This window comes from Roseofilum sp. SBFL, from assembly GCF_017746885.1.
In the GTDB taxonomy this organism is placed as follows: Bacteria; Cyanobacteriota; Cyanobacteriia; order Cyanobacteriales; family Desertifilaceae; genus Roseofilum.
This window is the reverse complement of the sequence record NZ_JAGHZH010000040.1, coordinates 1-11,850: the sequence shown is the minus strand read 5'-3', so window position 1 is coordinate 11,850 and position 11,850 is coordinate 1. Positions and strand designations below refer to the sequence as shown.

Sequence of the window (11,850 nt, the reverse complement as noted above, 5' to 3'; positions counted from 1 at the left end):
TAACTGAGGAGCAAACGTTAGCTTTTAGCACACTTCCACAACCGCAACCATTAGCGGAAAATTCAGAGAAGTTGGCTTTTACAGCTTTTTCTGAGGTAGAGGAAAATGCAGTAACTGAGGACAAGACGTTAGCCTTTACCTTGCTTCCCCAACCACAACAGCTAGCGGAAAATTCAGAGCAGCTTGCTTTTACAGCTTTTTCTGGAGTACAGGAAAATACAGTAACTGAGGAGCAAACGTTAGCCTTTACCTTGCTTCCTGAACCACAACAGCTATCGGAAAGTTCAGAGCAGCTTGCTTTTACCCCATTTTCTGGAGTACAGGAAAATACAGTAACTGAGGAGCAAACGTTAGCCTTTACCTTGCTTCCTGAACCACAACAGCTATCGGAAAGTTCAGAGAAGTTGGCTTTTACTCCTTTCTTAGAAATAGAGGAAGTAGAAACGGCTCCGGCAACCCCAGTTTCTCTAAACGCTCAACTGAGTCAAAACGATTCATCGCCATCAGAACCGAGAGTATTAGTAGCAGAAATTGTTGTTAGTGGAGTCGATGGAGACTTAAGAAATCGGGTATTTGATGTCATTAGTACTCAAGCCGGACGGACGACAACTCGGACTCGACTGCAAGAAGATATTGATGCAATTTTTGCCACGGGATTCTTTTCTAATGTGCGAGCAACGCCAGAGGATACCCCATTAGGTGTGCGCGTCACATTTGAGGTAACACCTAACCCAGTTTTACGACAAGTTAATATTAATGCCAATCCAGGAACAGATATTCCTTCTGTTGTTCCCCAAGAAGTGATTGACGAAATTTTTGGCGATCAATATGGCAACATTCTTAATCTACGTCGCTTTCAAGTCAGTATTCAAGACTTGAATACCTGGTATCAAGAGAATGGGTATATTTTGGCTCAGGTGGTGGATGCGCCAGATGTGAGTGATGAAGGTACGGTTACCCTAGTGATTCCCGAAGGGGTAATTGAAGATATTGATATTGTTTATCTGAATCGAGATGGACAGGATACGGAAGAAGATGGAACTCCTGTTAAGGGCAGAACGCGGGAGTTTATTGTTACTCGACAGCTCAGTTTGCAACCGGGAGATATTTTTAATCGCGATACGATTCAAGGGGATTTACAGCGAGTGTTTGGCTTGGGAATTTTCCAGGATGTGAATGTAACTTTGAATCCAGGGACTGACCCCACAAAAGTGGTAGTAGTCCTGAATGTGCAGGAACAAAATACGGGTTCGATCGCCGCTGGTGGTGGTATTAGTTCGGCCAGTGGCTTATTCGGTTCACTAAGTTATCAAGAAACGAACTTTGGCGGCAACAACCAGACCCTGCGTACAGAAGTGCAGCTTGGAACTCGTGATTTCCTCTTTGATGTCAGCTTCAGAGATCCGTGGATTGGCGGAGATCCAAAACGCACAGCTTATACCATGAACGGATTTAGGCGGCGTTCGATCTCCCTGGTTTACGATGGCGATAAAGACCCCATTCGCTTAGATAATGGCGATCGCCCCCGCGTGCTGCGTACGGGGGCAGGAATTCGCTTTTCCCGTCCCTTGGGAGAAAATCCCTTAAAACCTGATTGGTTAGCCTCTCTAGGTATACAATACCAGCGGGTTTCAATCCGCGATGCCAATAACAAGCTGACGGCTAGAGACCAAGATGGGCAACGTCTAGCCTTCCATAATACCGGTATTGACGATCTCTTCATGCTCCAGTTTGGCATCGTTAGCGATCGCCGCAACAACCCAGCTCAACCCACCACTGGCTCAGTTACCCGCTTTAGTATCGAGCAGTCTATCCCTGTCACAAGCGTTGTCATGAGTCGTCTGCGGGGAAGTTACACCTTCTTTGTCCCGGTCAAATTTACGGATTTCACCGAAGGCCCCCAAGCCCTCGCATTTCAAATTGAAGGCGGTGCAACCTTCGGAGACCTCCCCCCCTATGAAGCGTTCATTCTGGGCGGTCTAGAGTCTGTTAGAGGCTTTGCAGAAGGGGATGTGGGCAGTGGTCGATATTTCCTCGAAGGCACTGTAGAATATCGCTTCCCTGTAAGCCGACTGTTTGGAGGAGTATTATTTTTGGATGGAGCCACGAACCTCGGATCGGGTAATGCGGTGATTGGGAATCCCTCCGGGCGGCGTGGATTGCCGGGTTCAGGAGCATCCGCAGGGATTGGTGTGCGGGTGAATACCCCCCTAGGCCCCATCCGTATTGATTACGGATTTAATATCGATGGTGGTAGTCGAGTACACTTTGGGATCGGAGAGAAATTTTAATCATGGCGATCGCAACTTCCCTAAACCAACCCTTTACCCAATCGGGTGTCGGTTTGCATAGCGGACTGGAAACCCAAGTCAACGTACTGCCCGCAGAACCCGGAAGTGGACGCTATTTTGTGCGCGTCGATCTCGCAGATCGACCCACAATTCCCGCCAGTATCGAAGCCGTCAAATCTACCGTATTATCTACGGAACTAGCCATTGGGGAGACCAGCGTACGAACGGTAGAACACCTGCTCGCCTCCCTCCTCGCCCTTGGAATCACAGATGCCAGAATCGAGATGAATGGCCCTGAAGTGCCCCTACTCGACGGTTCAGCCGCCCCTTGGGTCGAGGCCATTAGCGGTCATCAACCGGCCCCTCCCGTCCAATTTCCAGTATCAGAAGCAACCTTAACTGAACCCATTTGGATTGCCGATAAAGATGCATTTGTTGCCGCCATTCCTGCGCCCCAACTTCGCTTTACCTATGGCATTGAATTCGACTTAGCGGCGATCGGTCAACAATGGCACAGTTGGCAACCCGATCGCGAATCCTTTAGCACCACCGTTGCTCCTGCTCGCACCTTTGGACTGGCTCACCAAATTGAAACCTTACGGGCGCAGGGGTTAATCAAAGGTGGTAGTCTGGATAATGCCCTCGTTTGCGGCCCTGAAGGTTGGCTCAATCCCCCCTTACGATTTGCCAATGAACCTGCCCGCCATAAACTCTTAGACCTGGTGGGAGACCTGAGTTTATTGGGAGTTCCTCCTGTGGCTCACTATCTGGCATTTAAGGCCAGCCATCACCTTCATGTGCAACTGGCGAGGAAAATTGCCCAACTGATCTAATCCCTATTGTTTATCGTCTAACCCATGTCCACAGAAACCGAGACTAGCCCAGAAACCCCTGCTCTTGATCCAACCAACATCGTTTTCAGTGTCGAAGAGATTCAGAAAATCATTCCCCATCGTTATCCCTTTGCTCTAGTAGACCGGATCATTGCCTATGAGCCAGGCAAATCAGCAGTAGGACTAAAAAACATCACGTTCAATGAACCCCAGTTTCAAGGGCATTTTCCGGGTCGTCCCATTATGCCAGGCGTACTAATGGTTGAAGCCATGGCTCAAGTGGGAGGCATTGTAGTGGTACAAATGGACAATTTTCCAAGCGGATTATTTGCCTTTGCAGGTATCGATAAGGTTAAATTTCGCCGGCCTGTAGTGCCTGGAGATCAGTTAATTATTACCGCAGAAATTACCAAAGCTATGCCAAAACGCGGTTTTGTGATGATGAAAGGGACAATAGAAGTCAATGGTCAAGAAGTCAATGGTAAACCAATTGTAGAAGGAGAGCTGAAATTTGCAATTTTGAGTGAAGAGTAAATAACGATTTGGTGTTAGCAAGATAAGAGAAATCAGAATGGGGGAGATATGACCACCCTAATTCATCCAACGGCAGTGATTCATAGTGGTGCAAAGGTTCATCCGACGGTGAGCGTTGGCCCCTATGCCGTGATTGGGGAAAATGTGACCATAGGGGCAAATACGACTATTGGCTCCCATGTGGTGCTGGAAGGATGGACGGAGATTGGCGAGAGAAATGAGATTTTTCCCGGAGCGGCAATTGGTTTGGCTCCCCAGGATCTTAAGTATGATGGGGGCCAAACTTGGGTCAAAATCGGTAATGATAATTGTATTCGTGAATATGTGACCATTAATCGCGCAACCGCGCCGGATGAAGCAACAGTAATTGGCGATCGCAATTTACTGATGGCTTATGTCCATGTGGCCCATAATTGCTTGCTCGAAAATGAGGTGATCGTAGCCAACTGCACCGCATTTGCCGGTCATGTGCAGGTGGAATCAAAAGCTAGAATTAGCGGACTGTTAGGAGTTCACCAGTTTGTACATATTGGCCAGATGGCGATGGTGGGTGGAATGAGTCGTATTGAGCGAGATGTTCCCCCGTATATGACTGTAGAGGGAAATCCGGCCCGGGTGCGATCGCTCAATGCGATCGGTTTAAAACGCTCTGGATTAACTCAAGAAAACTTTCGCATCCTCAAAGAAGCCTATCGAATGCTCTATCGCTCCGATCTTACCTTTCAACAAGCCCTAGAGCAATTAAACACTCTACCGAAAACCGAGCAATTAACCCATCTACACCAGTTCCTGCACCTATCTGTCACAGAAAAAGGCCGCCGAGGTCCCATTCCAGGGAATAGGGAATAGGTTGGAGTAGATGGGTGTATGAGCATTAGACAGTACTCCATAACAGGTGAAACTGCATAACCGTTAAACTTTTTAACGATTATGCGGCAAGTTATCCGGATCTAAACCCATGGCAATCAGGCGCTCTCTCAATTCCTGCAATGCGGTTTGTGCTTGTTCTTTTTCTTGTCGTTCCCACTCTTTTTCCTGTCGTTCCCACTCTTTTTCCTGTCGTTCTCGTTCCATTTCCTCTACTTCTGTAGGAATTAAATTCCCCGACTCGTCATAAAAACGCAGCCATAACCGCTCGATTTCTTTATGACTGCCTTGCCACAATCTCAAGCCCAACCCTAACTCTGCTAACCATAATTCCTTGTTCCTTATCTCTAGCTCTTGATAGCCATTTTCTTCTAATTGAAAGGCTCGAAAATAGTCCTGTTCTCGTTCATAAACGATATAGTACGGGACGCGTAGAAATTGTTCGTATACTTGCCATTTTGTTGGTGGTTTTGTCAGGTCTCTACGAGTCGTTTCTCCCAAGTCTTCCCGTTGCGTACTCGGTGACAACAGTTCCACCACGATAAACGGATTCACTTCTTCTTGCCAGACGACATAACTCATCCGTAATTCTTTCTGTTCATACAATCGAGATACTCCCACGACTCCAAACCAGTCCGGACGTTTGTATCTGTTGGTATTCTCTACATCGTAGTAGAGATTCAAATCCATGGCTGAAAATACCTGTTCTGGGGTATAGGTAGCCGGTTGAAAGGTTTGCTCTAACAGTTGAGATTGTATGGGATGATATTGGTCTGGCAAACCCGATTCTCCTACTTCTTCACTTGGTAAGTCGTACATGGTAGGCAGGTCTTCTCTTTTGGGGGTTCTTGAGATGTTATTCTGCCTTTGGGTTAAGTTAACCATAATCACAGGAAAAAGTGCTTTTGTTCTATACTATCGCTTTAAGAAGCTTATTTATGGACTATTCAAGGAAAGGGTAGAATCCTGTTGTCCCCATTCCCCATTCCCCATTCCCCATTCCCATGACCACTATTTTTATCAGTACCGGTGAAGTCTCAGGAGATTTGCAAGGCGCTCTGTTGGTAGAAGCGTTGCACCGTTATGGTTCTCAACACGGTTTGGATCTGGAGATTTTGGCTTTAGGGGGAGAGCGCATGGCTGAGGCTGGAGCAACATTGTTGGGTCAAACGACAGGAATTGGTTCCGTGGGACTTTTGGAGGCGTTGCCTTTTGTGATTCCCATATTGAAGATTCAGGAGCAAGTGAAGCGCTATTTGCGCCTAAATCCTCCAGATGTAATTATTTTGATTGACTATATGGGGCCCAATTTAAGTATTGGCAGCTATTTGCACCGCCATTTGCCCCAAGTACCGATTGTTTACTATATTGCTCCCCAGGTCTGGGTTTGGTCTCAAAACAAACGTGATACTCAAAGAGTAGCTGAAATTACGGATGTGTTGTTAGCGATTTTCCCAGAAGAAGCACGATATTTTCGAGAGCATAAGGTTAATGTCAATTGGGTTGGACATCCTTTAATTGACCGAATGCAAACGTTTCCAAACCGCGATCGCGCACGCACTACATTAGGAATAGGAGAAGATGCAACGGCGATCGCCTTAATACCCGCCTCGCGCCGTCAAGAGGTCACCTATTTAATGCCGGTGATGTTTGCAGCGGCACAACAGATTCAGCAGAAACTACCAGACGTTCAATTTTGGGTTCCCTTATCTCTAGCAGAGTTTCGAGAACCGATTGAAAGGGCGATCGCCGATTTTGGACTGCGAGCAACCCTGGTTGATGACCAAGTTCCCGCCGTTTTAGCCGGTGCAGACTTAGCTATTTGTAAATCCGGCACTGTCAATTTAGAGTTAGCTCTACTCGATGTCCCTCAAGTAGTCATGTATCGCTTAAGTCCCCTCACCGCTTGGATCGCTCGCCATATTCTCAAGCTCTCTTTACCCTATGTCTCCCCCGCCAATTTAGTGGAGATGAAACCCATTGTCCCAGAATTGCTTCAAGAGGCAGCTACCCCTGAAGCTATTAGTCAAACTGCTTTAGACTTATTATTGAATCCCCAGATTCGCCAGGAAACTCAACAAGGCTATGCCCAAATGCGCCAAGCTTTAGGAGAACCCGGAGTGTGCGATCGCGCCGCTCAAGCCATTTTTGATTTTTGGCGATCGGGGAATGGGGAATAGGGAATAGGGAATGGTGACAAGCTAATCATCATTTCTTATTCTTCTGCCCACACTACCAAGACCCATTTTTAATTTTTAATTGCTATCAAGTAGACTCTAGGGTAGACCAGACCTCCAGCTTAGTCTTGACTTTGCGAATCACTTCATCCGTAAACTCAGAAGTCGTCATTTGTCCGCCCAGATCGGGAGTGGCTTTCCCCTCATAAATCGCTTCAAAGACCGACTCATAAATCGAGCGTGAGGCACGATCTCCGGCTGGAGTTTTCACATAGGTCAATAGGGCAGCACAAGCTAAAATCATAGCCATGGGATTGGCAATATTTTTACCATAGAGAGCGGGAGCTGTGCCATGAGGCGCTTCTGCCATCACCGTTTTGACCTGCAAGGTATCGGCATCAAAGCCCATGACTAAACTCTCCGAACCGGCAATACTGCCATACATTTGTAACACCATATCGGAGAGTAAGTCCCCATCCCGGTTGAGAGCAGGTATTACCAACGCTTCGCCGCTATTTTGTAGCAAGAGCGCAAATGTAGCATCAATCAGTAGGGGTTGGTAGGCGACATCCGGATAGCGCTGGGCTGCCTCATCCAGTTCTTCCTTAAACATGCCTTCATAGGTGGCACTGACTGTAAATTTTGGCCCGCCAAAGACTTTAGCTCCCGTCCGCTTGGCATGGGTAAATGTAAATTCGGCTACCGTTCGGCAAATGGAACGACTAATCTTGGAGGTGCGCCAAGCAATTTCATCCCCGGTTTCCGTGGTTTCTCGCCATTCCTTCGCGCCATAGGCATCATCTACAGCCATGCGGACGATGGTAATGGGGGCATAAACGCCACCTACCGGTCGAATCTGGGGAATGCGTCTGCCGGTTCGTAAAATCACCGAGGCTCCCAAGGCATCTCGCAAGATGGCATTGGGGCTACCCACATCACCTGGCGTTTCTGGGGTAATGGTGGCAGCCTTCAAAGCCAGTCCCGTTTTACAGGCAACAGTGGCAGCATCCCAAACCACCTGATTGTTACTGGCTCGACGGTTGTCCAAACTCAAATCATAATCGATGAATTCCAGAGGTTGGCCAATTACCCCAGGTTGCAAGACCCGTAAAGCCTCGGCTAGAAGCTCCTCTCCGGTCTGATCGCCATGCATGACAACGATCGCAGGTGTGGGTTGTTGAGTGGGCATAACAAGTGGTCAATCCTTGAACGGGTTTGCTTTGGTTATTGTCGTCGATGGCGATCGCAGACACTGTAAACACAATTACCAATACCAATATAGATGTGCGTTCAATATCATTTTTTCCCTTGAAGAGAGGATAAGTCAAAGAGGGCAGGGAAATTGATCGGATCGTAGCAGAATACAGCTACGATGAATGTAGTGAAACTCCTTATCAGTTTGTAATGGTGAAAAGACAATTGATTTTGCCAGGGGATCAACGATTATACAAATAATGCAATCTTGAAATTTGCATCAGACCCATCCCACTACAACTCTAGAGAGGAGCCGAGTAACTGCTAAGGAAACAGCAAAATGTTACAGCGCTTGTTAGCCAATACTCCATTAAGAATTATCTTGATTGTTCCTTTTGTGGTACAAATTACAGCAGCAGTTAGTCTGACGGCGTGGCTTTCAATTCGGAATGGACAAAAGGCGGTTGATAATGTTGCTGACGATCTTTGGCAGGAGATCGCAGCCCGAACTGTAAGCTATGTTACTCAATATACTCGAATTCCTCAAGGCGTTATTGCCGATACCCTGGCTCATCAACAGTTAAACCTAACCGATCTAACTGACATAGACCGATTAACTCGGTATCTCTGGCACCAGATGCAGCATCATGAGGGGTTATTTATCACTGCCGTTGGTTATGAAACTGGGGAAGTCGTGGGGGTTGGGGTGACAAAAGAGGGGCAAATGGCCATCCGAGCCATTGACCCTGGCCAAACCCAACTCCATACCTATGCTATTTCCGGAAAAGGCGATCGCGGAGAACGAATAAGCGTCGATAACTTTGACCTCAAGAGTCGTCCCTGGTATCGGAATGCGGTGATGGCTGGCCAGTTGACCTGGACAGACATTTACCCAAACCACGATCCGCCCTTCAATATTCTCAGTGCGGTGAGTCCCTTGTATGATACGGAAACTAAGCAACTGATTGGAGTCACCAACGCCACACTTTCACTCTGGCAAATCAGTAACTTCTTAGAACAGCTCGAAATCGGGCGATCGGGTCAAATTTTCATCATGGAGCGTACAGGCGATTTGGTCGCCTCCTCTACTGGCGAGCCGCTTTCTCAAATTGACCCAACGGTTGAGAGCAAAACGTGGAAGCGATTGAATGCTCTCGAGAGCAGCGATGCACAAGTGAGGCAAACCGCAGAACATCTCATTGAGCAATTTGGCAATCTCCGTCAGATTCAACAAGTCGAACGCACTGAATTCATCGCCAATGGAACACGGGAAATTGTGCAGATTACACCCTTTTCTGACGATTTGGGGTTGGACTGGCTGATTGTCATTGTTGTGCCCGAATCTGACTTTATGGCGCAGATTCATGCCAACACCCGTAATACCCTGTGGCTGTGTCTAGGGGCACTAGCCCTAGCCACTGCCTCTAGCATTCTCACAGCTCGCTGGATTACCGAACCGTTGCTGCGGCTCAACCAGGTGGCAAAGGAGATTACCCAGAAGTCCTTAAGGTCTACATCGTTCCCAGAGGAGATTGCTACCAGCCGTACCCGTGAAGTGAGTGAGTTAAGTCACTCCTTCAAGCAGATGACCCAACAACTCCAGGAGTCCTTTACCGTGTTACAGCAGAGCGAGGCTAACTTCAAAAACGTGGCTGCCAACGTGCCGGGAGCAATATTTCACTACATTTTGTATCCCGATGGAACGGATAAAGTCCTCTATATGAGTCCAGGTTGTTATCAGCTTTGGGAAATTGAAGCCCATATAGTTGAGGCAAATACCAGTATTCTCTGGGAGATGGTTGACCCAGAAGATTTGTCTGGGATGCACGCTTCAATCATGAAATCTGCCCACACCCTGGACAGGTGGAATTGGGAATGGCGCATTACCACCCCATCGGGTCGTCGCAAATGGCTACAGGGAATCGGTCAACCGACCCAGAACCCAGATGGTTCGGTACTTTGGCATACACTGATTCTGGATGTGAGCGATCGCAAAGCGGCTGAAATCCAACTCCAGGATTTAACCAATCGATTAGAGTTAGCGACTCGAGCGGCAAAGATCGGGATTTGGGATTGGGATGTGGTCACTAATTGCCTCCTTTGGGATGAACGTATGTATGAACTCTATGACATTCCCCCTGGAGACTTTTATCAAATCTATGAAGCGTGGGAAACGGCACTGCATCCGGACGATTTGGAGGCCTCTCGATCTGCCCTACAACAAGCGCTCAATGGGGAGAAAGATTTTAATTGTGAATTCCGAATCCGATGGTCAGATGGCACAGTTCGCTACATTGAAGCCCATGCCATTGTCCAGCGAGATGCCCAAGAGCAACCGGTGCGAATGATTGGGGTGAATTTCGATATCAGCGATCGCAAACAGGCAGAAAAACAGTTAATTTATAGTGCCCTTCACGATACGCTCACCGATTTACCCAATCGGGCACTGCTCACCAGTCGATTGGAGTTGGCGATTCAAAGAGCGCAGCGATCGCACACCTATCATTTTGCCGTGCTGTTCCTCGACCTGGATCAATTCAAGGTAATCAATGACAGCCTGGGGCATCTGGTTGGGGATGAGCTACTCTTGATGGTCGCCCAAAAGCTGCAAAGCACCATTCGACTCACCGATGTAGCCGCTCGCTTGGGAGGAGATGAATTCGTCCTTCTACTCGAACAGATTCCTGACCTCTCAACCGTTATCCATATTGCTGAACGCCTATTAGCCGAGTTTAATCGCCCCACTCCCATCGACGGTCATAACATCTTTGTCACCACTAGCATTGGTATTGTTTGGGGATCAAATACTTACACTGAAGCCTCCGATTTACTTCGGGATGCTGATATCGCTCTCTATCGAGCCAAAGCTAAAGGTCGCAATCGATACGAAATTTTTGACGCTGAGATGCACGTCCAGGCAGTGAAACGCATGACCCTGGAGCATGACCTCCGAACGGCGATCGACCAACAGGAATTTATCCCTTACTACCAGCCTATTGTCGATCTCAATACACGACAGCTCATTGGGTTTGAATGCCTCATCCGCTGGCAGCACCCCATGCGAGGCTTTATTTCTCCTACCGACTTCATTGCCATTGCCGAGGAAACTGGGCTAATCAGCACCATTAGCCAGTGGATATTGCAGTCAGCCTGTGAGCAATTGGTGACCTGGCAGCACCAATTCCCAGACCTGGAAGATCTCAGAATCAGTATTAATCTGTCGGGACAAGACTTACGGCAACCCACTTTGGTAGAAACGATTCAACAAACACTCACGAATACTCAGTTGCCAGCTACCTCATTAACGTTAGAAATTACTGAGAGTCTGTTGATTGAAAATATCAAAGCTACTATCAACTTGCTGGGACAATTAAGAGATTTAGGGATTCGCATCAGTATTGATGATTTTGGGACTGGGTATTCGTCCCTGAGCTATCTTTACAACTTGCCTGCCGACTATCTCAAAATTGACCAATCTTTTGTCGGGAAAATGCGGCCAGGGGACAAAAACTACAAAATTGTGCAAGCAGTGGTGAGTATGAGCGATCAGTTGCAGTTAGGGGCGATCGCCGAAGGCATCGAAATGGAAGAACAGTTAGCTTGGCTAAAAGCACTCGGCTGCGAATTGGGCCAGGGGTACTTCTTCTCACGACCCCTAACCCCAATCGCCGCCACCGATCTCTTAGCCACCGGACGCACATTGTAAGGGAATAGGGAATAGGGAATAGGGAATAGGAAATTTCTCCGTATCCTCGTGTCTCCGTGTCTCCGTGTCTCCCACTCCCCGTGTCTCCCACTCCCCCACTCCCCCACCTTTCAAGGGAATGATTTTAAGATTCGAGTCAGGAAGACACGGAGAAACGGGGACACGGGGACACGGAGAATGAGATGACTCTATGAAATTTAGGGCGCTCTGAGGGTCTATGGATGCACAATCATGAAAATCATTCACTT

General features: G+C 47.8%; 8 protein-coding genes. 6 read left to right on the top strand and 2 right to left on the bottom strand.

All coding sequences use genetic code 11. The features are described 5' to 3' along the window. The 4 genes from J7545_RS04390 to lpxA all read left to right on the top strand — a co-directional run. On the top strand, positions 1 to 2,291 hold a 2,291-nt coding region (locus J7545_RS04390), incomplete at its 5' end, for a BamA/TamA family outer membrane protein (RefSeq protein WP_318719193.1). A gap of 2 nt (positions 2,292 to 2,293) precedes the next feature. Further along, positions 2,294 to 3,124 (top strand): UDP-3-O-acyl-N-acetylglucosamine deacetylase, encoded by an 831-nt coding sequence (gene lpxC / locus J7545_RS04385; RefSeq protein ID WP_318700290.1) that lies wholly within the window; start codon positions 2,294 to 2,296, stop codon positions 3,122 to 3,124. Between the two features lie 24 nt (positions 3,125 to 3,148). Next, positions 3,149 to 3,658, top strand: coding sequence for a 3-hydroxyacyl-ACP dehydratase FabZ (gene fabZ / locus J7545_RS04380; RefSeq protein ID WP_271942112.1), 510 nt, complete (start codon positions 3,149 to 3,151; stop codon positions 3,656 to 3,658). A gap of 48 nt (positions 3,659 to 3,706) precedes the next feature. Next, positions 3,707 to 4,507 (top strand): acyl-ACP--UDP-N-acetylglucosamine O-acyltransferase, encoded by an 801-nt coding sequence (gene lpxA / locus J7545_RS04375; protein ID WP_318700291.1) that lies wholly within the window; start codon positions 3,707 to 3,709, stop codon positions 4,505 to 4,507. A 72-nt stretch (positions 4,508 to 4,579) separates the two neighbouring features. Here lpxA and J7545_RS04370 read toward each other — a convergent pair whose 3' ends face one another. Continuing rightward, a complete protein-coding gene (locus J7545_RS04370) occupies positions 4,580 to 5,344 on the bottom strand; it encodes a Uma2 family endonuclease (protein ID WP_318700292.1) in 765 nt (254 codons plus the stop codon). Between the two features lie 185 nt (positions 5,345 to 5,529). Between J7545_RS04370 and lpxB the strand changes: the two genes are divergently transcribed. After that, entirely contained in the window at positions 5,530 to 6,705 is a 1,176-nt protein-coding gene (gene lpxB, locus J7545_RS04365; RefSeq protein ID WP_318700293.1) for a lipid-A-disaccharide synthase, read from the top strand. A gap of 85 nt (positions 6,706 to 6,790) precedes the next feature. On the opposite strand, the gene J7545_RS04360 is transcribed toward lpxB, so the two are convergent. Next, positions 6,791 to 7,891 (bottom strand): isocitrate/isopropylmalate family dehydrogenase, encoded by a 1,101-nt coding sequence (locus tag J7545_RS04360; protein ID WP_318700294.1) that lies wholly within the window; start codon positions 7,889 to 7,891, stop codon positions 6,791 to 6,793. Between the two features lie 345 nt (positions 7,892 to 8,236). Between J7545_RS04360 and J7545_RS04355 the strand changes: the two genes are divergently transcribed. Then, entirely contained in the window at positions 8,237 to 11,602 is a 3,366-nt protein-coding gene (locus tag J7545_RS04355) for an EAL domain-containing protein (protein WP_318700295.1), read from the top strand. Positions 11,603 to 11,850 lie beyond the last annotated feature (248 nt).